The sequence below is a fragment of the Bartonella grahamii subsp. shimonis genome, assembly GCF_036327415.1.
GTDB lineage: Bacteria > Pseudomonadota > Alphaproteobacteria > Rhizobiales > Rhizobiaceae > Bartonella > Bartonella shimonis.
Window position 1 is genome coordinate 1,881,996 of the sequence record NZ_CP123961.1, and the last position, 26,881, is coordinate 1,908,876.

Here is a 26,881-nt window from a genome sequence, read left to right on the forward strand (position 1 = left end):
ATGATATAGAAGCTGATTGGGTACTTGCGCCATCAGGGGAATGAAGTAAGCATCAAAGCATACAAAATACTAAAGGCATATCTATGTGTAAGAAATATATTTATAAGAAGAATTTTTTGTTATGTACAATTGCTGGAACTTTCATTTTTTCTCATTTTGCTCCAACTTATGCAAATAGACAACCTCTTGAGATTCCTACGGTCCAAGTAGATGATGGAGAAGAGAAGAACCTTCATAATGTTTTTGTTCGTAGTAAGTATGATGCCGTGGTTGCTAAGAAAGGTCATATTACCATTACAAACTCAATAATGCACTCAGGCTTTACTTTGCTTTCTGCAACGTTAGGTGGTCAAATTAATGCCAAAGGAATTGTGGGAAAGGCAGAAGAGCGTGGTTTGTCACTCACAAACGGCATAATCCATATTGAAGATTCAACATTAAACATCATAGGTCACAGCAAAGCCTATGGTATCAATTTTGGTTATATTCCAAGCTCTGCAATAAAAGAAGGAGAAGAAGTTGTAAACAAAGCAATTCTTAATAATACAAAACTTCTTGTAAACGACGGTGTAGGTATTTTCGGACCGCATTATTCCAAAACTAATGCAGTGTACCTTACAAACTCAGAAATTCGTTCTGATATGTTATTAAAAAATGGAGTCTCACCCTTCGTCGAGATTCCACCTACTACTTTTACATTAGACGCTGATAATTCGATTATAGAAGGAAGAGCAAAAACGCTTCCTCAAAATACAACGGTTTTCACCCTAAACAATAACAGCAAGTGGCATTTAAAAATTAGTCTATTTGAATTGGAAAATAGTTTTAGTCTATTTGATTACACGCTCCTTGATCTTAAGCAACGAGCACAATCAATTGTTTCAGTCCTGACCCTTAATAATAGCTCTATCATATTTAATGCGCCGCATAAACTAGCAAACAATCATTATCAGACCTTGCATGTAGGAAGACATCCACAAAAAGCAGAGCAAAACGGAAGCTCCGATGCAACAATGGCTTACAATGCATTGGGCAACGCAAGGATTTACTTTAATACCGAATGGAGTAATGGTCTTACAAAAGAACAACAGAAAACTGACCGTGTTCTCGTTCATGGTGATGTCTCAGGCACCACAATGATCTATTTCAACAATCTTTCAAAGCATCCAGAATCATTGGATAATGAAGATTCAATTCCTTTGAATATGCGTGGGCTCTCACTCATTCAAGTTTCTGGACAAGCAAATGAAAATTCCTTCAAACTTGCCCATGGCTACACCACAATGGAGGGCTTACCTTATAAATACATACTCAATGGCTATGGGCCAACATCCAGCCGTGGGAAAGCCGATAGGGCACAAAGTCATTTAAGCGGAATATCACAAGGATCAAAACAGAAAGATACGCAAAATACCAATGCATCATCCCTTGAAGAAGAAAACAACGGACAAAATTCCTTGGAAGAAAATGAGAATTTCTGGGATTTCCGCTTGCAAAGTGCGACTCTCGATGATGAAGGAAAGATCAAAGCTCTTGTTCCTCAAATGGCAAGCTATTTGGTTATGCATAATGCAATATTCTCCTCTGGCTTGGCTGATGTAAACAATCAAAATACACTGTTAGATAATATGCATTCAACAGTTTTGGGATTAGAAGGTCATAAAAAGAAAGGGGTCTTCTTATCAACTTATGGCAACAAGGTGACATTATCTTCCAGCCGTAGTCCATTGGAATATAGTTATGGTGCGGATGTTCATTATGCTGCTATACAAGCAGGCATGACATTAGCAACGTTAGAAAATCAAAATATGACCGCGAATCTTGGTCTTTTAGGCACATATGGAAAGCTCACTTTTACACCAAAGGATATGGAAGGTTCTGACAAAAGCACACTGGATAAATGTTCCTTTACGGCATATGGGAACCTCCACCATGACAATGGTTTCTATATTAATGCACTTTTCTCTTATGGCATTTTAAACGGACATATTACAACAGCTCTTATCGGCAACGCTACAGAGTTAAATAATACGAATACATTAAATATATCAGCTACCGTTGGAAAAAAACTAGCAACTGGTGTTGAAGGGGTGTCCTTTGAACCACAAGCACAACTTATTTATCAACATATTGTATTTGGCACTCTTTCAGATATCGATGGCTTCCAGGTTAATATAAATACCCCTCATCAATGGTTGGGCCGTATTGGAGGGCGTTTAACGAAAATAATGCTTCCCATTGAAAAAGATCGTGTTCTTTCTGTTTATGGTAAATTGAATGTCATCAAAGCTTTTGGTGAGAAGCGCACTATCGATGTTATTGAATCTTTCCATCTCGATTCTATGGGATCTTCACTTGAAGGTGGGCTTGGCATTAACGCGCAGCTTTCTAAAAATATCGCACTTCATGCTGACGTTAATTACCAACATAAACTTCAAAAAGCTGGTGTCTCTGGAATTAATTTTTCCGGTGGAATGCGTTATCGCTTTTAGAAATCTTAGCTCTCTATTTTGACGTATAAGCAACGCTGAGATGAAAACAGTGCTGCTTGTATTTTACTACATTACAGAAATTGTAGTGTGTCAAAAAGTGGCTCATTTTTAGCAAAACAAAGAAAAATACCTTAAGGAACATCTCTATGCATAAGAATCTTTTATTATGTACAGCCGCTTTTACTTCGTTTTTTTTTCTTTTAATTTCACGTCTACCAGTACCGCTTCTGGCTTAAGCCCTCAAACACACCATACCCTTGAAGGAATTATACAATTACCTGAACAATATCGCCATGCTACTGATTTAATAAACACACCAACACAAGCAAAAAAAAATCTTGAGAAGATAGCCTCTGACGCCATTATGGGAGATAATTCGCACTTAAACCAAGTACTTGATGCCGATAACCAACGGCGTATTGACGCTGCGCGCCAACAATGGGTAAAGCAAGACAATCGCGAATGGAATAAGTTACAAAATAAAGCAGAAATATTACATAAAGCAGCAAAAGTTGATAGTGCATTACAAGGACAAAACAAAGAACTTTCCAATACTTTACACAAAGCAGTACTCGATGCTTTGAACACCGATGAAATAACAAACGTGGAGAGAAAAGGAGAAACATCGTCTCCTCTATCTAAAGAGAATAAACAACCTCTTACTTCCAGCATAGGGCAAGGACTCGCTAGTAATAAATTACCACCTGCTAATGTTGCCGCCCAGCACAAGGGCAATTCATCCTCAAGAGCAGATCGTGGAATTATACAGCCTAAAATAAATGAAAATTTGCAATCTGATATTGATCTCCAAACAAACACCGCTTCCTCAGCATCAAAAACGACTCTTAACACATCCGCAAAAGCTCATGTAAAATTACCCACAAAAGTTAGGAGAACCGCTACCGCTGATACCGAAAGCACCTCTAAACTTACAGATAATAAAGAAACCGCAACTTCTGCTTCTCTTGATTTGGCAACAAACACCAAAACGCTTACGCCACAAAAAGAAAGCTCTTTAGCTATGCCTATCGCGATGTTTTCTGTGGGGTTTTTTGATGTCAACAATCAAAATATCTCGTTAGACAATATGCAAATAACAATGTTTGAACCCAAAGATCATCCAGAGAGAGGTATTTTCTTATCCACTTATGGCAATAAGAGCACCTTTTCTTCCAGCATTCAAGCAGATATTCGCTATGCTGCATTGCAAGCAGGGACAACATTAATAGCGCTAAACGATCAAAATATCAGCAGCAATTTTGGCCTTTTTGGAACATATGGGAAATTGTCTTTTAGTCCTAAAAACAAAGAAAGCTCTCGTAGGAATATGCTTGATAAATGGTCACTCACCGCATATGGAAATATTCAGCATGACAGTGGCATCTATGCAAGTGCGTTTCTCTCTTATGGAATTTTCAAAGAAAATAACACCACAGCTCTCATCAAACATACCTCAAAAGTAAATAATAGTAAAACATTAGGAGCCGCTGCAACTGTTGGTCAAAAACTGTCAACCGGTTTGGACGGTGTAATCCTAGAACCGCAAGCACAACTTGTTTATCAACGTCTCATGCTTTGCTCTTTCTCAGATGAAGATAACTCTAAAATAGACAGAAGCAAACCTCATCAATGGTTGTTCCGTATTGGCGGACGTTTAACGCAAAACAAAGGCCATGCCCTTTCCTTCTACGGCAAACTGAACATGATCAAAACTTTTAGTAAAAACTTTCCACTTGCTGCTATGGAAGCTTTAATCGAAGGTGGCTTTGGTATTCAGACGCACTTATCGCAAAATATCGAGCTTCATAGTGATCTCAGCTATCAACATAAATTCAAAAAAGCTGGTATATCTGCAATAAATATTACCGCTGGAATGCGCTATCACTTTTAAAAATACTTGTATTCCTATCTTGAAATATAAAGCGCTCTCATTATGTTTCGTTTTGTCTCTTACAAAATAAACATAATGAGGTCGAAGTTTTATCTTTTATGAGAGAGGGGCAATATTTAGGAATACATCCATATGAAAAAAAGTTTTTTACTACACACAGTTTCCGGGGTGCTGCTTTGTTCTTCCACTAGCTTGTCTTATGCTCTTCATGATACGAATGCACGACCTACAATAGCTCTCCCTTCTCCACAACCCGCTCATGCTGAAAATCAAATAGGTACATCCAGAACGTCTAATCCATATTCACATGTATCATCTTCCTATCCACCTTCAACATCTAGCTCTACAAGAACGATCGTAAATCCTCCTCCTACAAGGAGTGAATCTACAACACCTACTTCTACGAGCACTCTACCTCCAAAAACACAACTTGAGGGGAACTTAGTTGGAAATATAACTTCTTCTTCAAAACAAAACTCTGATCTTAGTCAAGGAAGTACACAAACATCAAAGGCTAAAGTGACAGAAAGTGTACAATCTAACCCTACAGCCATACAAGACACTCTTACACAATCCCCAACGACAGAAATAGCTCCAACAGAAAGAATGACAGCAAAATCTAGAAGACGTTCAGGTGTTTCCGCTTCTTCTACAGACTCTTCCAGAAAAAAAACGCCCGAAAATTCTGCTGTATCCTCACAATTAGAACCTACACAACCTTCATCCAATTTACGACCAACACTTACAAACTCTGAACCTACAAGAGCGGAACCTACAAAACTAACAACAGAGCAAAGAGCAACATCTAAAGAACCAGAACCCACACAGCCAATATCTTTAAGACCAGAAGCTGGAAAACCAGCATTACCAGTACCGCCAAAATCTGAAAAACCAGCGCCCGTGCAATCTATCTCTGCACAAAAAGTATTTGAAAAATCAGAGCTTGAAAAACCAATATCACTAATAAAACAACCTGAAAAGTCTATACAAATTGAGGATATAAGCTCTGGAGTTGAGGCTAAAAACGGTAAGACCATAACGCTACATAACAAAAAAATTCAAGACTATGGTTTTGCTGTACATGCAGAGGGAAATAATTCAAAAGTCAACATGATAGGAGGAACAGTTGATGCGCGTTTTGTTGCGCTGAGTGTATCAGATGGAGGAGAAATTGATGCCACAGGTATTACGGCAACAGCAGAAACAGCTGGTTTGGTAAATATAGAGGGAACAATCAAACTTAAAGATTCAAGTGTACATGTCACGGGGGATCATGAAGCAGATGGTATTATTTTCCGCAATAATCCGTATCATGCCCCTAGAAAACAATATACACGCAATGCTGAAAGAAATGCCGAGGCCGTTCCAAAACAAGGTGTTGCCAATATTGCCGATAAAGTAACTCTAGAGAATACAAAGCTTTTCGTTGAAAATGGGAGGGGTATCAACCTTTATGGAACAGGCATAAATGGTGAAGTCAGCCTTAAAAATTCAAAAATTCATGCCGATATTTTATTAAAAAATATAAAAAACGAAAATGCTTTCACAAACACCCTTACACTGGTTGCGAACCACTCTTCTTTAGAAGGTCGGGTAAGAACTTCTAAAGATAATAGAACTGTTTTTGATCTAAAAGAGGGAACGAAATGGCTTTTAAAGGCGAATAAAAACGCCGTAAATAATGATAATGTTTCAGATGACTATAGACAGTTTAGTGTTGATGAAAAATCATACTCTAACCTTTCTGGATTACGCCTTACAGACAGTGTCATTATGTTTGACAAGCCAGTAGAGGGACATTACCAAACTCTGTTTATAGGACCGAATCTTCCGAAAGGAGACGAAACAGCTCCAGCGGTTTACAGTGCCAAAGGTATTGCAGAGATTTATGTAAATACTCAATGGGATAAACATTCTCCTATCACGGAACAACAGACCGATCGTATTATGATTAATGGTGACGTATCAGGGAGTACTGTTGTTCACATCAATCTCCAAGAAACAGATAAAGAAATAACCGATGGCTCTGCTGTTTGGGGAGAACACATGGCATCACTTCCTTTAGGAACACATGGGATTTCAATCATTCAAGTTTCCGGACAAGCAAACGAAAATTCCTTCACGTTAGCAGGAAACTATATGACAATAGGAAAACAACCTTATAAGTATGTGCTCACAGGCTATACGCCTGGAACATCTCATGAGAGCCAAAATCTTTTTGGCAAGAACAGTGATTTTTGGGATTTCCGCTTACAGAATGCCTACATTGATAAGGATAAAAAAGTTCGAGCCCTTTTACCACAGGTAGCGAACTATTTAACCATATCTAATACTTTATTTTCTGCTGGATTTTCTGATGTAAACAATCAAAACACGTTGTTAGACAATATGCGAACAACAGTATTTGGGTCAGAAGACAATAAAAAGAATGGTATCTTTTTCTCTTCCTATGGTGAGAAAGTCACCTTATCTTCCAACCGCGACCCACTGCATTATGGTTATGGTGCTGATGTAAACTATACTGCTTTACAACTAGGAGTCATATTAGCCACCTTAGAAGGCAAAGACATGAGCGCACATTTTGGTGTTTTAGGAACATACGGAAAACTTGCCTTTACGCCAAAAGAGATGCAAGATTCTGAAAAGACGACTCTTGATAAATGGTCTCTTGCTGCTTACAGCAGCATTCAACGTAGCAATGGTATGTACGTAAACACTCTTTTTTCTTACGGAAAGTTAAAAGGAAATATTACCACAGCTCTTGTTGGAAATGCCGCAAAACTGGATGGTACTGATATGCTTAATATATCTGCAACCATTGGTCAGAAATTAGCAACCAACACAAAAGGATTGGTATTTGAACCACAAGCACAATTCGTTTATCAAAATCTCATGTTTGATATCTTCTCAGATGCCGATGGCTTAAAAGTAGACATGGGTAATCCGCGTCAATGGTTGGTGCGTATTGGTGGACGTTTAACAAAAACCATAATGGCTGCTGAAGAAAGTAAGGCTGTTTCTTTCTATGGTAAGGTAAATGTTATCAGAGCTTTTGGTGATGGTAAAACAATAAAAATTGCTGATACCTTTCATGTTGATCCTACCGGCTCTTCAGTTGAGGGAGGCATGGGGGTAAATGCATATCTTTCTCAAAAGATCGTACTAAACGCTGATATTAGCTATCGGCAAAAACTGCAAAAAGCCGGTGTATCAGGCACCAATGTATCTGGTGGGATACGTTATCGTTTCTAAAGCAGAAGCTAATTTTAACTTAAATAAAAGGGCAGCATAAAATGCTGCTTTTTTTAAACTTATATTTTTAAAATTCTCAAAAATTATTATCACATCAAAGAAGATTTTGACTTATAATGTTTTTTGCATATTGAATAAAAAACTGTATACTATAGCATTCTCTCATTTCCAACCTGTTCATCTTAAATCAACCAAAATTATTTGCTTGCACATCACAAACAGAAGTGTTGGGTATAGATAAAAATTATTTAAACGCCTTTTATGAACCATAACGCCAGAGGTATCTCAATATTGAAAACTGGCAAAGTAAATGATGATACCAATTTGCTCCCTTCATATGCATAAAAATGGCAACTTTTGTAGTGTTTTTTGTAGCATTTATAGAGGCTTTATTCACGAAGCTGCTCTATACCCATTCACGAAGCAACTATGGTGATAATGGGTTCTAGCATTGAGAAATATTTCTACAAGCGCGTGAATTAGGAATAACAAATCCATTCTATTTTGAGTATTTTTGTCGTACATGAAAGGCATTCCCCCAGTAAAAAACACAATAAAAAAGCGTGAAAAAATGCGTAATCTTCATTATCTCACAGATAGTGCTTTAAATGCTTTTGAAAGACATAAAGTTAAATTAAAGGACGGTGATACAGAAGGAAACTGATTTTTACCCCTTTATTCCCTCCCAATGAGATCGCCTCCCCATTTCACATATTACGCCAACAAAGATATACGCAATATATTCACTCAAATCTGGATGCTTTCTCCAATCTGACATACAAAAACTGAAACGGCAGAAGAAAATATTAAACCGCTTTAATTTTCGTCTTAAACATATAGATTTACAACTAACCGCTTCATACCACACACTTCAAAGGAAAGTACCCTACGAGGCTTCTAGGCAATATTCATCCCATAACTCTCACAATATTCATCCCATAACTCTCAAAAGACTCAACGTATAAAACCTTACATTACCACAGCCCTCAGGAAGCTGTTTTTAAGGCATCACGAGCTAGATATTCTCTTGATCTCCTCCCTAAACTAAAAAATGAAGCTCCCTATTAACTCAGTCTGCAAACAATGCTCTGTAAACAACCAGCCTTCTCTTAACCCTCTTCCAGCTAGCTTCCCACAGCATGCGGTTCATATCACTACACCTTAAAAGACACTGTTTTAAAAAAGACACTGTTTTAAGAACAACGTTTTACAGTACAACAGGATAATAATTTAAATACCCAAATGCACTTAAAACAAGCCCACTTACTAAACGCAATATTTATCCAAATAAACTGCTCTACCTAATCATTGTCATCACTTAGAACAGCCAATATTCATCAGATTTGAATCATCCCTCTGTTTCTTTTACGCGTCCAGATAGTTGCATAGTTCTAGAAAGATCATTAACTGCATTTAAATGCGTTTGAAGTAATTCACTATTACGCTGTAATTTTTCTTGTAAATCAGACAACAAACTTTCAACCTCATGCTCAATATCTTGATTCATGTAGCGTTTCACATCGTTCATGGATTTATTAAGATCACGCAAACCACGTATTTTACATAAATTTATTTCTTCATAATCTGGAACACCACTGCTCTCTAGCATATTGCTTTCATAATCAACAACTTGAGCTAATCCTTTAACAGCAGCAACAAATTTTGTCATCGCCCAGTCACGATCAATAAGATTATTATCAAGAACTTTTGCTTTTGATGCAAAACTATCATCACCATATTGCAATACAGACATTTTTACTTCCCCTTCAACATATTGTTTAATCTTACCTTCAAATGAGGGAGATTAAACTAGGTTCTCTTCAATGCTGATACACCCAATCAAGCTCGTAGTGCGAACATTTCTCAAATCAACAGCACGACAACCTTTCAAAGCGTATACCACTTCAACTTTCAACGCATTCTCTCAAATATTTTTCTTGCTTTGCTCCAAAACCATCATTGCTGCTATACTAATTCATCAAAACGCAATAGACTTAAACCTTACGCAGCAATACCGAAACTTCTACATTTGCTTGCTCTGTCTATTTCGCCTTGCTGATTTTATCTTTGCCTATTTTATCGCCAGCACATCTTCAACAGAAAACAACAGTATTCTCAAACAACAGTATTCTCGCGAGAACCTTGGCCATAAAAACTATCCGCCGACAAAAGCCCACAGCATATCTTGCGGCATATAAAGACTTAAGCCCATTAAAAATTCAGCATTTTAGCGATAGCAGCATTTTACCCTCCATAACCTTATGGCTTTCCCTGTACCTAAATCCGCATACCTTCTGGCAGCCCATATGGCGCCCTATAAGATTAGTTGCACCTATTCAAAAAGACAAACCTTTCCCCAAGACAAACCTTTCCCCCTTGCCCTTTCTGCCTACACGCAATATCTCGCATAAAACACAAAAAGAATGCTCTTTTGAACAGATCAGCCATATAGCACTATTAAAAAAGACATCTTAAAATAGCTAAACAGCCATCAATCTCCCTTTTTTAATTATCATTCGCTTTTCTTTGCAATGAGCAACTATATAAGATTTTTTGAAGCTTTTCAAGAGTTTCTTAGCCAATCAGTTCGATATGCCTTTAATCGCATATTCACGCGCTTTTTTAAAGAAACATCCCTTGTTTCCCCCAAGCCTATTTCGCGCCAACGTCCATGAATGGTATAATGATCAATCCCCCTGACATGTATAAAATCCATTGAGCACTTTCTATCTTTACGCTTAATAAAAGAAGCAGCCAGCACCATCACATATTTTGCTAACCCCTAATGTTGCGATACCCTTGGCACTTGAAATGGTTCACAAGAGCATGCCTTTCTTGTAAAGTTTCTCTCCGTATGGGCTCTCCCCACTTGTAACTGCAAAAGACATGGTTTTGGTTGATCCAACCTAGAACAGATTTGGAATGAAAAAATTTTGCGGTATTCAGGGCTCTAATTCAAGTTGAATAACGCTAGATTATCATTATCTATCAAAATATTATCCAATGCATAATGCTTAACGCTCCCCCACATTGATATTTTCAGAATTTCCACAGCATCTTCCTATAGATTATTCCATTCCATAACACAGTTTGCTCTTAAATATCGCGGCTTTACATGCGCTACTGGTACAAAAACATAAAAACAATCATTTTATAATCAAGGTACAATTTTTGTTACGAACTTTCTCTCATTTATAACCTTCTAAATGTAGCTCTTCTCTTTCATAATCATACTGAAATATTTATTCATAAAATTCATTATTTTGTATGCTCAATGAAAATCTTAAAGATCGTAGAATTATCACATTTCAAGTCTATTATATGTTGCATAAATTAAAATCACTTGCTTGCACATCACAAACAACGACCTGATGTGTCGATAAAATACACTGAAAGAAAAATGCCTCTTATGGACATTCTCAAACACCAAGGGCTGTAGTAAACATTAGAGGCAAGCGTACGGTGATAGCGACTTGCTCCTTCATAAGTATAAAGATGGTAACACTCTATAGATTTTTATATTATTCAAATTTTATATTATTTCACGAAAGCTTTACTGTTATACCATTTACGAGTGTCATCGTAAAATAGCTGTTGTGTGCGTTGAGAGATGTTTTTTAACAAGTACATAAATATGCAATACAAATATACTAATATACAACGTAAGTATATTTCGTTTGGAACGTTCTTTTCTTTTGTGCAAAAACATGCCTCATTAGAGAAGCATTAACCGATCTTGCTATGAGATAAACAATCAGAAAACATTTTTATCTTCCTCCGCGTACCTTAAAGAACCAAGATCTTAACTCAATCTGCTCTGTACGCAGTCCGAATTTTTGTCAAGAGATCTTCTCCTGACTTCCCACTCATGTGATTCACTTAAACGAAAGGCTCAATAAATAAGCCTATGAATATTCATTGCACACTAAAAGATACTTAAACGTTTCAAGACGGTTTACATGCCTTTTACCGCTATAAATAACAGTGTTTTATAGCATAACAGGATAAAAAGTGTTTTCTGCAACACAAAACCTACAAAATCAATCAATATTCCCTTTAAAGCTTTCTTTTTTAGGATTCACAGTGCTTCAATTCCTCAAGCCTTTATAAAAAAAGGAACGATTTTAAGCTTGCCGAATATGGTGTATCAGCATATATTACAGACTGTAACATATTGTTATTCATAAAATCACCTCAAAAAGAACAGAAAGAGGTTCTTATGGTTGATCTCGTAAAAACCGCTATGCTTTATTCAACCTTGATTATCACCATCAATGCTTTCGTTGTTATTTTAGTTCTCGTAATAGAAATATATTAAGCATACTCTCTTGGCTTTTTGTAATCTGCGTAAATGAGAATCTTAATTTCACATAAGATCAAAGCAAATTTTAACTCTACAGATAAATCATACCCCCAATTTCAAACATCGCTTGCAACTATTTGAGTGTTAACTCTACTTTTTGTATGCATTTTTAATCATTAGGTTCCGTCTTTTCACGCTACCTTAAATCTCAACTTCATTCCCGCCTTAAAGAACTAAATTTTCTACCAGATCCAATCTATAAGTAATTTGTCTCCTTATTGAGTAAATTTCCCTTGCTTCCCCCTTCAGTGCATATCACAATTTTAAAGAATAATATGTCATGAAGCTTATGATAAATCCATTAAACACCATCATCATACACTTACGAGGGAATAAACCTGCACCATCACACACTTTTCCAGCCCCAAATGTTGCAACAACCTTTAGCACTTGAGACAGTTCATAAAAGGCATTTTTACTTCTTTCTTCAACAGTTTTTATCCACACGGCTCTCCATGCTTGTAACGTGCAAGCAGATGGTTTTAATTGATTCAACCTAGAACAGATTTGGAATAAGAGAAGCTTACTATATTCGAGATCCTTATTCAACATAATAACAATTAATTATTTTTATAAATCAATGTGTTATTCAAAAAACATTCATCACACACTCGAGAACAAAAAAACACCTCATACGTAAAGTTTTACATGAGCTCCACCGCTCAACACAATAATATTACGACACAATTAAGATAAAGAATAACAAGGAAAAACCATGCAAACTCAGAAAAGAGAGGGGAAAAATGAAAAGGTGAGGAAGGCGCTCTGCTCCTCACACATCCAGCAAAACCATCCTAGCAAAACCGCCTTACATCCTAACGAATGTTATAATATTCTCAAATCAAAAGCAATTTTTAAAAAATAGTTTAAGTATAAAACGATAATAACTCCATTCGAAATGCTTTTCTCTTTTTAAAACAGAGAAAAGTAAATTTCAAACAGATGTTTCCTCCCAACTTTTCCGAAATTAGCCACAACGCTTAAAGCCGGTCTTAGTATGATGAAACATTGTGTGATGAAACATTTATTTGTGATAAACACAGAAAAATACCCCAAAGATAGATTTAATCTCATGTTTTAAATACATGCAACCAAAACATTAAACAACCAGCATAGTTTGAAAACCTAGTAGTAACACGTAGCGGCTCATTCGGATGCAATACTATCACAATTAAAAGCACTTTTTGGCTGGACAAATGACAGTGTAGCATCCGTTTACCCAAAGAGTACAGATCGTAAACGGCTAATTCTTGAAGCCATCAAAAAACTCTCTAAAAGTTAGAGAGAGCCTAAAAAACGTAATAGAGTCAATAATTACCCAATTCCTTATTGATAGAATCAATTTATTGAATTTTATGTTTTTAATTAATGCCAAATATAAGTTCCATATACGCTTGTCTGGCATGTTGACAATTTTTAGATTTCTCTATAGAAGATGGCTCCATCTTTTCACATTTTTTTACCCACTCTTCGAGTAATTTTTTATCTTTCTTAAATTCCGCTGCGCTGTAGGTTTTTTCGCAACCAGCAACGCCAAGTCCGGTACAAAGTAGCAATACTGTGATCATGACTTTGTTCATGATTTAATTCCCTTCCTTTTTCTCTTCAGTTTTTTCCTTATCGTCCTTTTCAGAGCCGAAAATTCCCCATTTTTTACGAGTTTCTAATTCAGCTTGTTCTGCGTTTTTACAATTTTTTGAATCAAAACTCCCTGCAATAAAACATTTCTCTAACCACTGATTGAGTAATTTGGGATCTTTCTTAAATTCTTCTACGCTATAAGTTTTTTCGCAACCAGCAACGACAAGTCCAGCACAAAGCAGCAATGCTGTAATCATGACTTTATTCATTAATAAAATTCCCCTTTTTTAGATTAATAAAATTTGGACACAATTTAGGGCCTCAAAAAAAGTTCTATGTATGCTTGTCGAAGATTTTTACAATTTTGAGAGGATTTGAGCGGTGAATCATCTTTCTCACATTTCTTTGCCCATTCCTCGTATAATTTTTCATTTGTTTTAAATTCTTCTACGCTATAAGTTTTTTCACAACTAGCAACGACAAATCCAGTACCAATCAGCAATGCTGTGATAATGACTTTATTCATGAATAAATTCCCCTTTTTTCAAATTTAAAAAGTTTAGGACACAATTTAGGGTCTCATTAAAATTGTACATTCGGTTCATTGTGTATTTTCAAAAATTTTAAAATCCACTTCTGTACGCGATTTCTCCCAACCTATGATGATAAATCGTGTACAAAGAAAAATACTGCTACCAATATATTTTTATGATTTAATTGTTGTCCTGCTTTTGTTCAGTTTCATTTCCCTTTTTGCTATTTTTACGAAGTTCCTTTGCAAGATTTCTATAATGCTCTTGAAAAAGTTCCATATCGGCTTGCATGACATTTTGACAATTCTTGTCTGCAAAAGCAGAGGGACCCATTTTATCGCATTTCTTTCCCCATTCTTGCATCAATTTTTTATCTTTCTTAAATTCCTCAACACTGTAGTTTTTTTCACAACCAACAGTAACAAGCCCCGTGCAAAGCAATAGCGCTGTTATAATGACCTTGTTCATGATTTAACCCCTCTCTTTGTTTTATTTTTATTAACAATATCTTTGAGTTCACATCCCCTCCCATATTGTGACCTTGCATCTAACTTTCCTTTGCAAATACGCACACTTCCAACGCAAACATGTTAAATCATGAAAACTGATTTCATTTATCAGACTTGCATTTGTAACATTATCTGCACAGCTGCTCTTTTTATTTGAAGTATTTAAACTTCAGCAATAATTTTGATATCTTGGCATTTTTCAAACAGCTTTTAATCATTTTTTTCAAAAACTACTTCATCATGAGAAGTCACACAAAATCTTATCGAAAACTCATCATGCCTATATTCATTGTAAACTCCCTGCAAACGAAAGAAAACTTTAAGTCTCCCTGCACTTTGTTAAATGCCTATAGAAATGCTAAAAAAGCAATCTTATACACTCCAATTAAAGCAGAAAAAGCCTATTTCCTTGCATACCCTTACGACTGTTATTAACCATTTAAGAATATAAAATCATATAAATGTAAGAAATACTTTTTATTGTTTAATGACTTCTTTTGTTTATTAGGAATAACTTATAGCGCATCAATATCAGTAAATTTTATTTATTTTCATCCCCCTTTATAAACATGAATATAATTTAATAAAATAAATCGCTGCATAACAGAAAAAAATAATCAATGCCTTAATTACATTATTTACGCATGTATTAAGTAAAATAAACAAAACAATAACCTGACGTTTAAAATCATTAGCAAGAAAATTTTTATGGAAGAATAAACTTATCTATTCATCTAGCGATATAAGATCACAAGTAGCATGATGATTATCACATTTATAGAGAAACGTTTGAAACAAAGAATTTTTCTCAAACTCATGGCTCTTTCATGAGATGATATAGAACCTTATGAAAAACAACTTAAATGAAGCAGCCCTCATGAAAAAGGAAGGGCGCTTTTGTCATTATTAACTCCGTATAAAAATAACTGATCTCATCTCTAGAAAAAGCATTCAAACCAACAAAAACCTATTATCGTATATCATTTTTCACACTTTTCCGTATTTTTGTGCAAGCAATTTACGCACCTCATCGGCTATTTTAGTCCCACGACTTGCACAACTTACCTTAATCAATCGATGCAAACTTTCTGGTATATCAATCGTGAGGCGCTTCATACCTCCACTCATGTTCCCTTTGGGGCTTTCTACCCATGCATCTGCTGTTAAAGGAATTGATTTATTAGTTGGTTTCCTGCCGATTTTAATTTTTTTATTCATCGCGCTAACTCCTTGATTTCCGCTGCAACAGCTTCAATCTCTGCTGTTGCTGGTCCTTGCTTATCAACTTCATAAACCGCCTTCCCCTGTGCTGCTGCTTCTGCAAAAATCACGCGCTGCGCAACGCTAGAAGAAAGAACATGCACAGGGTATATACCAAGAGCTTCGTTCACATCACGCCCTATCGCTGTATTGACTATTTTACGATTAATAACAAAAGCAGATTTAAGATTTTCTTTATAAACACGTGCTTCGTCAATCAACTTTACAATTCCATCCGCTGCCCAAATATCATAGGGACTAGGCAAAACAGGTATAAGCACCAAATCCGAAGCCATAAGAGCACTACGAGCAAGATCAGTCACACGCGGAGGACCATCGATAATAATATGATCATAACCATGACCAATCTGTGTAATCTCTTTGTGAACCGTTGCACGCGGTAAACCAATAACCGAGAACAAAGGTGCATCTTCACGTGCAGCAGCCCAATCCAATGCACTCCCCTGTGGATCAACATCAATAAGCAATACCCGTGCACCGGTACGCGCAAAACTAGCCGCAAGATTAACACTCAACGTAGTTTTTCCTACGCCTCCCTTTTGATTCAAAAGTCCAATGATCATTTATTACGCCTTTAAGCATTACCGTTTTTACGATTATACAGAAAGTAACAAAAGAAGCAAGCATCCAATACGTGCAAAATAACCATTTCTCTTACTTTTTAGGATAAAAACGACAACCCGCAATTTTGTCTTTACAATATTCTTTTAGTATGAGCAAAAACATTATAAAGATGATGTTCTTGAGAATAACAAAATAAATTTAAACAAGAGACACGCTCTTCTTCCCACACCCTACAACGAAGATTCTTAAATCCATGTCGATCTATAAACAATGCTCTGTAAATGATCCAGTTTCTTATCTCGCGCCTACCTTTTGAGCTTCTCCCTTCATGCAATCCACTTAATGCAACTCTACAAACAAACTCCACTCTGAATATACAACAAACTATAAGAAGCATTCATTGTTTTGCACGTTGAATGAGAGAGCCAAAATCAGGAAGATTCTCTCATTTCATGCCCTCTGATATTAAATCAATCAAAATCATGTCTCTGTGTACGCTACAAGCGGGGCTGGCGTGTGGGTAAAAACTGTACAAGAAAGGAAAAATGCTTCTTATGAACCGTCTCAAGAACCGAGAACTATAGTAACATTGGGGGCTGTCAAATATAACAATGGTGCCGACTTCCTTCTTCATAAGCGTAAAGAGGGTAGTGATCAATGAATTTTATACTCTTATACGCTCGACAGGGCAAATATGCTTAAGAGAAATAAGAATACCTCTAGCAAGCATGTGAACAAGCAACACAATGGAGTATCTATGTTTGGTAAACACAATAGATTATCCATAATGACAAAACAACCGTCTTTCATAAGGTCGAATGACGAACATGTTGTGGAGTGAGATATTTTGCATCTTACAGCTCATTTTTCGCAAATAGATCTTCTCGACAAAAAGAATATTTTTGTTAAGATGCCGTTGAAAAACTTACCTTCATTATGTTCTTTTATATACCAGACCAAAGGATATCGTAAAGATCGTGCAATTGAGAATAAATAAAAATGAATTTACAACAAATTGAACCTGATATTTTTATCAGCGCCCAAATTAGTATAGAAAATATCAAAACATTGGCACAAGCTGGTTTTAAAACAATTATCTGTAACCGCCCCGATCACGAGGAGCTTCATCAACCTGACTTTTCTAGTATTAAAACGGTCGCAAATGAATATGGCATAAAAGCCTATCACATTCCCATTTCTCCTCCAACTATAGAACAGTCAGCTGTTGAAGCTATGCAAACAATTTTAAAAACCGCCTCTTTCCCTCTTCTTGCCTATTGTCATCACGGAGCACGCTCGCTGCATCTTTATCGTTTAGCACGTCTTTAAACATAGATTTGATACGCTTCCTCCTCGCTTTAAAAGATGAAGACTCTTAAATACACATCGATCTGTAAAAAATAATTTGTCAATAATTTTTGTCTTGGGCTTTCCATTCAGGCTTCCCACTTCATAAAACTCTACAAGCAAGCTTTGCTGTTAAATGTACAACAAACATGTACACCAGAAGCCATTAAAATGCATGAAAATTCATATGATGATCAAGGAAAATTATTTTCACCTCACCTTTTATCACTGCTTCACCTTCTTTGTCTCTCCCTTTACCAGTACAAGCTCATTCGTACGCCACAGACATCTAAAACGACAGAAAAAACACTAAGAAAACCCCTTATTCCGTATAAAAGGCATGCAGATATTTTATAAAAAAGCTGTAAGCTACAATCTATGGTTAATTGCAAATATTGATTTATAACAATTAATTATTTTACAAGTTGAGTGAGAAACCCTAATATCGTAAGATTCTCTCATTTTAAGTCTATTTATAGTGAATCAATCAAAAGCGTGTTTCTTGCATGTCACAAGCAGGGAGATTTCGTGTGAAGTAAAACGAGTTAAGAAAAAATCCCTCTCATAAACGTTCTCAAATAGCCAAGACTGTACAACACTGAAAGCTTGTCAATCTAACAGATGATACCGGATTGCTCTTTTATTAGGCATAAAGATGATAGCGCTCAACGAAGCTTGCATGATACCATTCATGAGTGCATCATGACAATGGGGATGGAAAACGTTGAGAGATATTTCTTTAAAACAAGCGCGTAAATTAGCAAAACAAGTATATTCCAGCATTTTATTTTACCCGTAGGGCGTAATTATCCTATTCAAAGAACAACAAAAGCCTGAAATTGTTATTTTCATGATTTAAGAGATATTGCTCTGGACACTTTTGAAAGTGGCAAACCCGAATTTAAAAAAGACAGTCATCTGGACTGATTTCCCCCTTTATAACTTCATATTTTTTCCCAATAAGGCTATAGATTGATTTCAGAGATCATCCAAATGAATGTAAGCAATAGGGTTCTCCCCATCTGGCATACAAAAGCTGTAACAGCAGAGAGAGCATTAAAGCATCTTAATCTTTATCTCAAACATACTGCTGCGTTGAGAATCGCCAAAGCAAAAGTTTTATGAAAAAACAATGCCATAAAGTTAGGAATAGACCGAAAATGGATTGGAAAGATGTTCCAACTTTTATCCAACACTTCTATCAAAAAACAACAAGACATAATTGGCTTTGAGTTTTCATATCTTTACAAGACTGCCTTCCCTTTGCACTATAGGTGTTATACTTGTGAAAAACAAAGGAGATATATGGATAGTTCTTTGTTTGAGAATCTGAAAGATTTACGTGATACAACAACAAAATTGTACCTTGATCATCAAAAGCAAAAGAAATTCTAAAACAAGTGTATGACTGCTCTCTCGCAATCATTCCTTTTTATCTGGCACCACTCACGGTCTTCTTAATGTAAATTCCCTGTCACCACATATGAGAAAAACGAGATTTAAAGCATTTTCCATCGGCTTCATTCTCGTTTACGTGATTGGTTAGCACAAAACAGCTGCTGACCATCGCTATCTTCAAGAAACTCTTTTAAAATATTCATCATATGATACCAAATATCACATGCATAAGGTTTTAGATAAATCCAATCCCATCATAAAAGACGATACGGCATAATAAAACAAATTAGAAAAAAGAAACCATAAATTTTTAAAATAAAAAAGTCATCGATTCAATTTTATCAAACTATAAGCTTAAAATCGCAAGAAATTTTAAAAACAGCCTTTCTCCCTCTTCACGTCTATTATTGCCAAATAGGCTGGGTACTTATTCTTTACTGCATCTTTTATGATGGGTTTTAACGGATCAGAAAGAAACAAGCAGTAAACTTTTGAATAACAACAAAAGCCATAAAATGAACCTTGAAAAAGATAATGCTAAAATCAGATACTCAGATACTCGATTCTCCCTCTCAACAACGGAAAAAACATATATTCCATGATGTTTTGGAATATATCTTTGTGATGATCATCACTTTAAGTGCTATTTTTACGGCTCTTCTCTCTTTTTCAGATAAACTTAGAGCATATTTTTAAAAGTAAGCAGCCTATCCAACTTTGATAATGGTTGTGCTGTCTTTAAAATTTCTTTTGCTTTTTTTTCATCACGGTGCATTTGCGCAATCAAAGGTTCAAGCCCATCAAATTTTTCTTGTCCTCGCAAAAACTGTAAAAAAGAAACAGTACAGCTTTCCCCATAAAGGTCGTCGTTAAAGTCAAACAAATAGGTTTCCAAAAGTGGCGCACCATCTTTAACAACCGTTGGACGACAACCAAAGCTTGCAACCCCATCATACAAAACACCATTCGCACGACGCAACCGTACCGCATAAACACCATGAGCCAAACGAACTTGGGGAGGCAACATTTGATTAGCAGTAGGAAATCCCAAAAGACGTCCAAGTTTATCGCCTTGAATAATATTGGAGCATACCCGATAGTGATAGCCTAACGAATGGGCTGCTTTTTCTACTTTCCCTTGTGAGAGAAGCTGCCGAATAAAACTAGAGGAAATAATCAACTGATGTGAATCTTGAAGACGAGAAACGCAAGGAACTTGTGCAACCTCAAATCCATATTTCTTTCCCCTTTGGCAAAGAAAATGTGAATTTCCACTTTTCTGATGACCAAATTGAAAATTTTCCCCTATCACCACAACTGAAACATCAAAAGCCTGTTTTAAAATCGATTTGATAAATTCATCCGCTGAAAGAGTGGCAAAGTGTTCATCAAAGGGCTGTTCAATCACGCCATTAAAGCCAAGGACTTTAAAAATTTCAGCTTTTTCAGCTGCCTCTGTCAAACGATAGACAGGAGCTGAACGTTGAAAAAAACTTCTTGGATGTGGTTCAAAGGTTAAAACAACTGCTGGTTTCTTTTTTATCCGTGCGAAATCAAGCGCTTTTTGCAACACTACCTGATGTCCGCAATGAACACCATCAAAATTTCCAAGTGCCAACACGGCTCCCCGCCAAGCCGATGGAAACATATGAGTTCCCTGAAGACGCAAAAAATTAGCCATTACTGAAGTGCCCACATAATTGCTTGTGGTTTATAACCATGACGTTCAAGAAAAGAATGCAAAGCTTGCTTATCCACCACACCATTTTGCGTATAATCATAATGATGAATCCCGCCCATAATATAAAGGGCATCGAGACCAAAATGTGTCGCCCCCTTAATATCTGTCAAAAGACCATCACCAATAGCTAAAACTTGACTTTTTTCCACAATTCCACGAATTTTTTGAAGTTTTTCAAAGGCACACTCATAAATAGGCGCGTGAGGTTTTCCAGCAATGCGTACCTCCCCCCCTAATTGTTGATAAAGACGCGCCAATGCACCAGCACACAAAAATTCTTTATTTCCATAATGGACAATCACATCAGGATTAGCACAAATAAAAGGTAAATTCCGCGCCCGCATGCGATGAAACATCTCCTCATAAGCAGAGGGTTCTTCGTCAAAATCTTCAAGAAAACCGCTACAGACGACAACAGAAGCCTCCCATTCTTCAACAAATTCACACTCTAACCCTTCAAACAGCACCAAATCACGTTGTGAACCGATAAAAAAAACTTTACGCGGAGCAGTCCGAATGAGATCGCGCGTTACATCCCCTGAAGTGATAATGGCATCATAATAGTCACAATGAACATTCATGCTTTGTAATTGAGCGGCAACATCTTCCCGTAGCCGAGGAGAATTGGTCAATAAAATAACACTTTTTCCCATTTGTCGAATTTTATACAATGCTTTCAACGCTGGTTCAAATGCATGTATACCGTTATGCACAACACCCCACACATCACAAAAAACAGCATCATAATGCGCTATAATAGTCTCAATATGGGTAAGTTCATTCATGGTGCACCTATCTTTATTTATCATTTAAAGCTGTCTTTTACTTCAAAACTACTTACCGAAAGATAATACTTGTGTCATCTGCTTTCTCAAACCATATCCCAACTTTGCATCGCTTATAGCAATCTTAAGAAATGATAAAATAAATAAGTTATCGTTAAGTTGTGCAAAATTCTAAAACGCTTTATATTAGAAGCTTATCATTCCACAATGTTCATCTTTCTCATAAAAACTTTAATTCTAACAACAACTGCGTTGATACAGTTTTTTATCTAAAACACGCACATTCTTAGCAACGAACAAAAAACTCTTTAAAAAACGCTTCCTTAAGTATAAAATTATTGATTTAAAATAATCATTTATTATTCACACATAATGAGAAACCAAAACATCTTTTCTCATTTCAAATCTGTTTATATTGAATCAATCAAAACTATTCTCTTGCACATTATAAGCAGGATGAGCGTATAGATAAAAGCACGTAAAGAGAGAAAAATAGCTCTTATGCTCCCTTTTAAAAGTAAAAACTGTCGTAATATTTTGAACTGACAAAGAGTATGTGCCGTCGTACATCTTTTTTTTCAGTAAAGATAGAAATATAGTTTTTATCCCATTCATAGAGGCTTTTAAGTTATACACTTTACGAAACGCCATTCGTGAAATGGGCGCTAACATTGAGAAATATCTTCTTAAAACAAACATGTGGATATACAACAACCAAATCTATTCTGTTTTTATTTTATTTTGCATGAGGGATCTTTACTCATAAAAGCTTTCTCCTATCATCATGATATCTCAGACGCATCAAAAAAAACACTTTGGCTATTTGGTTAAGAACAGCACCATAGGCGATGCCTTGAGCTTAAAAACCAAGGTTTACCTTTGTAAAAAGCAAATCTAAAAACATGAGTTTAGTAAGCGAGTCTAAAAAGTTAAAAGGCAAACAACCTCCTATTAAAAAAATCTATCCGTCTTAAGAAAAACTATTTTTATTGCCAATCTTCTAAAATTACTTTACTAATTAGAAAATGTTTTGGTCGTATACGCAACGACCAATAGGGCCTTGAAAACCCGAAACCCTAGCGTAAAAATAAACCCACTATGTGGGTATCCCGGAATTCCGGGAGATTTTGCTATGTCCAGGTGCTCTCAGCACTAAAAGCAAAATGCTGACTAGGGTTCAGTGTTTTCAAGCTCCCGGAATACCAATGCGAGGGCGCTCGCAACCGGAGGGGAAAATGCAAACTCCAAATCTTAATATTGATCTTTTTGTAGGCAAAAAAATTCGCTTTAGGCGAAAAATGCTCAAAATGTCTCAAAAAACATTAGGGCATCATTTAGGTGTCACTTTCCAACAAATCCAAAAGTATGAAAAAGGCTTAAACCGTGTGAGCGCAGGACGTTTAAAGGAAATTTCCGATATATTGGATGTCCCTATTGCCTTTTTTTACGCTGATATCATCACAAAAAAACACACCCCGTATCATCATGATGAAATCGCCTCGAGCAAAGAGGAATATTTGCTTTTAAAAAGTTTTAGAATTCTTACATCTGTCAAACAAAAAGCAATTTTAAAATTAATTGCTGATCAAAATTAAAACGTTTTAAAAACATTGGCATAGGGTACCGCCCGCTCTGTTCTTTGCTTCCTTTCCACACATCAAAGGATGCAAATTCCTCCTCAAACTGGTTGATAAACAATCCCACTTCTCAAAAACAGCTCCTTATCGGCGTCTCATTTCATATGGTTCCTTTCACAAAATTAGACAAGCAACCTCTCCCCTGAATAATTCACCACACTCTCTCATCAACACACCCCATACATACAGTTTTTATGTCTTATATCCCCCCCAAGCGATGATGTTTTTACAGAACAACAGAATAAGCATTCATGCGGATTTTAAAAAAAGTCAGCCCCTTCTTCGCTGTAGACACTCCATTTATTTAAAACGATGGGTATTTAATATACCTGCTATAAAGACTTGGTAACTGTTATAAATTCTAAAGGCATGTTTTTTCCTCTAAAATCTTAATGCTACACCAACTCCATCACAAGACAAGATATTGATTTATAAAGAGTGTTCATTATTTTTCATGTTAAATGAGAATCCAGAATATCGTGAGATTCTTTCCTTTCAGATCTCTCTCATGTTGAATCAATCAAAACCACTTGCTTGCACGTTACAAGCAACCCCTCCCCTGAATAATTCACCACACTCTCTCATCAACACACCCCATACATACAGTTTTTATGTCTTATATCCCCCCCAAGCGATGATGTTTTTACAGAACAACAGAATAAGCATTCATGCGGATTTTAAAAAAAGTCAGCCCCTTCTTCGCTGTAGACACTCCATTTATTTAAAACGATGGGTATTTAATATACCTGCTATAAAGACTTGGTAACTGTTATAAATTCTAAAGGCATGTTTTTTCCTCTAAAATCTTAATGCTACACCAACTCCATCACAAGACAAGATATTGATTTATAAAGAGTGTTCATTATTTTTCATGTTAAATGAGAATCAAGAATATCGTAAGATTCTTTCATTTCAGATCTCTCTCATGTTGTATCAATCAAAACCATTCGCTTGCACGTTACAAGCAGAAAGGGCCCTTGTGAATAAAAAACTATTAAGAAAAGATTAAAAATGCTTCTAATGAACCGTCTCAAGTCCAAGGGCTGCCTCAACACTGGGAGAGGGCTGTAGCAACACCCACGAGCTGACAAAGTGTGTGATAGTGCCTGCTTGCTTCTTCATAAGCGTAAAGATGGTGGTGCTCAATAGATTTATGATTATACCATTCACGAACAGCGTCACAAAATAGGCTTGGATACCTTGAGAAATGTTTCTATAAGCAATGCTATCCAGTTTTCTCGTGAAAATAATCCTCAATCTAACAAAGATGAAACAAACAATAGGATTGCAAATATGATTTTGGAAGCTCATCTGAAAGATGAAAAATGACAAAAATCTCCGCTATAAAAATTAAAGAAGCAACTATTCGTTGAACCATAACTTCTTTATTTTAGCATTTTTATATCATACTTTACTGTTGAGATGCATGACTGTTAAAACGCGTGACCACGATCTGTAGAATAGCTTTGGCGAGAAAAACATTTCAGTATCTGCTTGTAAGACATTTTGACAATTTTTAGATTCCTTAACAGCTTGTCCTGAAAGAAAACACTTCTTTCCCCATTCTTCCCTTAATTTTGCATCTTTCTTAAAATCTTCCACACTATAGATTTTTTCACACCCCACGACGAATAATAGAGCTATGTATAATAAAATATTTTTTCATTTTACCCTTCTTTAAATACCTTATCTATTAACATCATTCCCCAAATGGGTTTTAAATTTTCATACCCTATAACAATATAGCCTTATTATCGCTTGCTTGCTTTCAAAGTGGGCACTCTAAGTAAAATAACGCAAAAAGAGCTCACAACAGCCATCGTATGAGTTTGTCATAAGATACAATGAGAAGGAAAGAGCCCAGGCTGAGTAAAAATGACAAAATCAGAAGATGTACTAATGTTTTTATCCAATTGATTTCAAATAGCGACACTGCGATAGAAATCGCCGCTAGCCTTATAGAAAGCCTATGAGGCATTATAATGCTTAGTATCACTATCAACGGACCACAAAGCCATTACAAAAAAGTATGAGCCCTTTTTATCTATGTGTATGTTGATTATTTTTTTCCCCCATCGAATGCTTAAATAAAAACGTTTTGTGATATATAGAAAATAATCAACAATGCAAATCATTTTTACGAAGATTTCTTCGTGTAGAGTCTATTTGAAATTCATTATTTGGAAGTCTGAATTTAGCAGCAGATAATTATGAAAACTTTGCAAGAAATGCAATAGATTGATCACTTTTAAAGAAGTAAAAAACCGTGATCCAATCCTGAAGACAAAATTCTGATGAAAAAACTTTCGCTATGAATTCTTTTAAGGCATTGTAAAATATTCTATCAGTTATATCAAACGTTATCCCATTTTGGGGTTTGTTCATTTTTCACTTTTATCAACTCCACTCTAGAAATCCGTTTCTTGAGCTTTTTTTATCGTCTCACTTTCTCCTTCAAACACAAATATTCAAAAACGCTTTGCCACCAACAATGAAATTTTCCTGCTTTTATAAAACACATAAGTAAAGACAGAGAAGCGATTTCGAGAGCCCCTCTTGAAAAGGAAAGTATCATCCATTTATTTCAAAAACGAAAATAATTTCACGGTTTATTCAAATTTGCCCCATGGTCTGGTACAATTTTATTGATAAAGTTTTCTCTATAAAAAATTTAAGTAAATATGTTCATTAAAGCCAATCACGGATTTGCAAAGGGGTTGTAAGACCCATTATCTCGCCGCCATTTTAAAGGTTCGCTGAAATCACTTGACCAAAGACCAATCTTGTTGTTGCGTGCTTTTTCTTCCGCATGATGGTACTGGACTGGAATAGGATTTTTCCCCTCTCTTGAGAGTACCAACATACCTTCTATAAGACCTGCCTCAGCTAAATCAACCCCTTGAACAAAACATTGCGCATAATAAACACCATTGTGCATCAAAGCCTGTTTACAGGATAAATCCTGCCCAAGTGTTTTGGTGACAAGCCAAGCCGTTGTAACCGCGCCACAGGGCCATTCTTGATCTTTTAATCGTGCTTTTTGGCGTGGAGCACATGTATCTACACCATAAAGATGAATATCACGAGTGATATGTGAGCGCCAAGATTGTGCAGCAGGCGTCAGTAATTTAAATGTAACCCCACTTGTAACAGAGGCCTTACCATGAAAAACAACAGCATTATTTGCAACATTGTTTAATGAAACACTTTTCTGCAAATCGAGAGCTGATTCATTTTTTTCTAATTGCTGTTTGGTGATAGATTTAACCAACTTTTCTTCTTCTCGATAAAAATTGAAAATATCTTGGATATCTTGCATCTCAAATGTTTTAAGAATGCTGAAATCTATTTTATCTTTATACTGGCTTAATCCCCACACTATGGAACCCATAATGTAGATAATAACAATCAATTTAAATAGCATTTCTTAATACGCTCGCTCAAAAAATTCATTGTTTCTCTATCCTTTCACATTATTTATCAGCAATCCCTTTGTTTTTAAAGAAA

At 36.0% G+C, this 26,881-nt stretch carries 17 protein-coding genes and 3 pseudogenes; 8 read left to right on the plus strand and 12 right to left on the minus strand.

From position 1 onward, the window contains the following. Positions 1-83: 83 nt before the first annotated feature. The 3 genes from QHG57_RS08290 to QHG57_RS08300 all read left to right on the plus strand — a co-directional run bounded on the left by QHG57_RS08290 (position 84) and on the right by QHG57_RS08300 (position 7,635). Positions 84-2,492, plus strand: a complete 2,409-nt coding sequence (locus QHG57_RS08290; RefSeq protein WP_330167900.1) for an autotransporter outer membrane beta-barrel domain-containing protein — start codon at positions 84-86, stop codon at positions 2,490-2,492. 166 nt (positions 2,493-2,658) lie between these two features. Continuing rightward, entirely contained in the window at positions 2,659-4,383 is a 1,725-nt protein-coding gene (locus QHG57_RS08295) for an autotransporter outer membrane beta-barrel domain-containing protein (protein ID WP_330169082.1), read from the plus strand. A gap of 132 nt (positions 4,384-4,515) precedes the next feature. After that, a complete protein-coding gene (locus QHG57_RS08300) occupies positions 4,516-7,635 on the plus strand; it encodes an autotransporter outer membrane beta-barrel domain-containing protein (protein ID WP_330169083.1) in 3,120 nt (1,039 codons plus the stop codon). 1,348 nt (positions 7,636-8,983) lie between these two features. On the opposite strand, the gene QHG57_RS08305 is transcribed toward QHG57_RS08300, so the two are convergent. Further along, the gene (locus tag QHG57_RS08305) at positions 8,984-9,388 is read right to left on the minus strand and encodes a flagellar protein FlgN (protein ID WP_330167905.1); all 405 of its coding nucleotides are present in this window, start codon (positions 9,386-9,388) and stop codon (positions 8,984-8,986) included. Between the two features lie 2,865 nt (positions 9,389-12,253). Further along, positions 12,254-12,445 (minus strand): hypothetical protein, encoded by a 192-nt coding sequence (locus QHG57_RS08310; protein ID WP_330167906.1) that lies wholly within the window; start codon positions 12,443-12,445, stop codon positions 12,254-12,256. Positions 12,446-12,912: 467 nt separating this feature from the next. On the opposite strand from QHG57_RS08310, the pseudogene QHG57_RS09795 reads away from it, so the two are divergent. Further along, positions 12,913-13,280: pseudogene (locus QHG57_RS09795) on the plus strand (tyrosine-type recombinase/integrase); the annotation flags it as partial. Between the two features lie 79 nt (positions 13,281-13,359). On the opposite strand, the gene QHG57_RS08315 reads toward QHG57_RS09795, so the two are convergent. From QHG57_RS08315 to parA, 6 genes are all read right to left on the minus strand, one after another. Then, positions 13,360-13,578, minus strand: a complete 219-nt coding sequence (locus QHG57_RS08315; protein WP_330169084.1) for an EexN family lipoprotein — start codon at positions 13,576-13,578, stop codon at positions 13,360-13,362. Positions 13,579-13,581: 3 nt separating this feature from the next. Continuing rightward, positions 13,582-13,848, minus strand: a complete 267-nt coding sequence (locus QHG57_RS08320; protein ID WP_330167908.1) for an EexN family lipoprotein — start codon at positions 13,846-13,848, stop codon at positions 13,582-13,584. A gap of 44 nt (positions 13,849-13,892) precedes the next feature. Beyond that, complete coding sequence (locus QHG57_RS08325; RefSeq protein ID WP_330169085.1) at positions 13,893-14,105, minus strand: EexN family lipoprotein; 213 nt, start codon at positions 14,103-14,105, stop codon at positions 13,893-13,895. Positions 14,106-14,292: 187 nt separating this feature from the next. Continuing rightward, complete coding sequence (locus QHG57_RS08330; protein ID WP_330169086.1) at positions 14,293-14,580, minus strand: EexN family lipoprotein; 288 nt, start codon at positions 14,578-14,580, stop codon at positions 14,293-14,295. A gap of 1,028 nt (positions 14,581-15,608) precedes the next feature. Continuing rightward, positions 15,609-15,839 (minus strand): plasmid partition protein ParG, encoded by a 231-nt coding sequence (locus QHG57_RS08335; RefSeq protein WP_330169087.1) that lies wholly within the window; start codon positions 15,837-15,839, stop codon positions 15,609-15,611. Further along, on the minus strand, positions 15,836-16,465 hold the full coding sequence (parA, locus tag QHG57_RS08340; RefSeq protein WP_015856698.1) for a ParA family partition ATPase: 630 nt from the start codon (positions 16,463-16,465) through the stop codon (positions 15,836-15,838). Before parA ends, QHG57_RS08335 begins: the two co-directional genes overlap by 4 nt. 546 nt (positions 16,466-17,011) lie before the next feature. Here parA and QHG57_RS08345 point away from each other — a divergent pair. The 3 genes and pseudogenes from QHG57_RS08345 to QHG57_RS08355 all read left to right on the plus strand — a co-directional run. Next, positions 17,012-17,124, plus strand: a pseudogene (locus QHG57_RS08345) (integrase); the annotation flags it as partial. A 341-nt stretch (positions 17,125-17,465) separates the two neighbouring features. Beyond that, entirely contained in the window at positions 17,466-17,795 is a 330-nt protein-coding gene (locus tag QHG57_RS08350; RefSeq protein ID WP_330167912.1) for a protein tyrosine phosphatase family protein, read from the plus strand. Positions 17,796-17,954: 159 nt separating this feature from the next. Next, positions 17,955-18,170: pseudogene (locus tag QHG57_RS08355) on the plus strand (D-alanyl-D-alanine carboxypeptidase); the annotation flags it as partial. Between the two features lie 1,720 nt (positions 18,171-19,890). Here QHG57_RS08355 and QHG57_RS08360 read toward each other — a convergent pair. Together QHG57_RS08360 and QHG57_RS08365 are read right to left on the minus strand one after the other, a co-directional pair. Then, complete coding sequence (locus QHG57_RS08360; protein WP_330167913.1) at positions 19,891-20,892, minus strand: bifunctional riboflavin kinase/FAD synthetase; 1,002 nt, start codon at positions 20,890-20,892, stop codon at positions 19,891-19,893. Beyond that, positions 20,892-21,737: a TIGR01459 family HAD-type hydrolase gene (locus QHG57_RS08365; protein WP_330167914.1), complete on the minus strand. Its 846-nt coding sequence runs from the start codon at positions 21,735-21,737 to the stop codon at positions 20,892-20,894. The genes QHG57_RS08360 and QHG57_RS08365 overlap by 1 nt, the downstream gene beginning before the upstream one ends. A gap of 1,235 nt (positions 21,738-22,972) precedes the next feature. On the opposite strand from QHG57_RS08365, the gene QHG57_RS08370 reads away from it, so the two are divergent. Then, entirely contained in the window at positions 22,973-23,332 is a 360-nt protein-coding gene (locus QHG57_RS08370; RefSeq protein WP_330167915.1) for a helix-turn-helix domain-containing protein, read from the plus strand. Between the two features lie 1,446 nt (positions 23,333-24,778). Here QHG57_RS08370 and QHG57_RS08375 read toward each other — a convergent pair. Further along, positions 24,779-25,000: an EexN family lipoprotein gene (locus tag QHG57_RS08375; RefSeq protein WP_330167916.1), complete on the minus strand. Its 222-nt coding sequence runs from the start codon at positions 24,998-25,000 to the stop codon at positions 24,779-24,781. Between the two features lie 1,072 nt (positions 25,001-26,072). Then, the gene (locus QHG57_RS08380; protein WP_330169089.1) at positions 26,073-26,798 is read right to left on the minus strand and encodes a hypothetical protein; all 726 of its coding nucleotides are present in this window, start codon (positions 26,796-26,798) and stop codon (positions 26,073-26,075) included. Between the last annotated feature and the right edge of the window lie 83 nt (positions 26,799-26,881).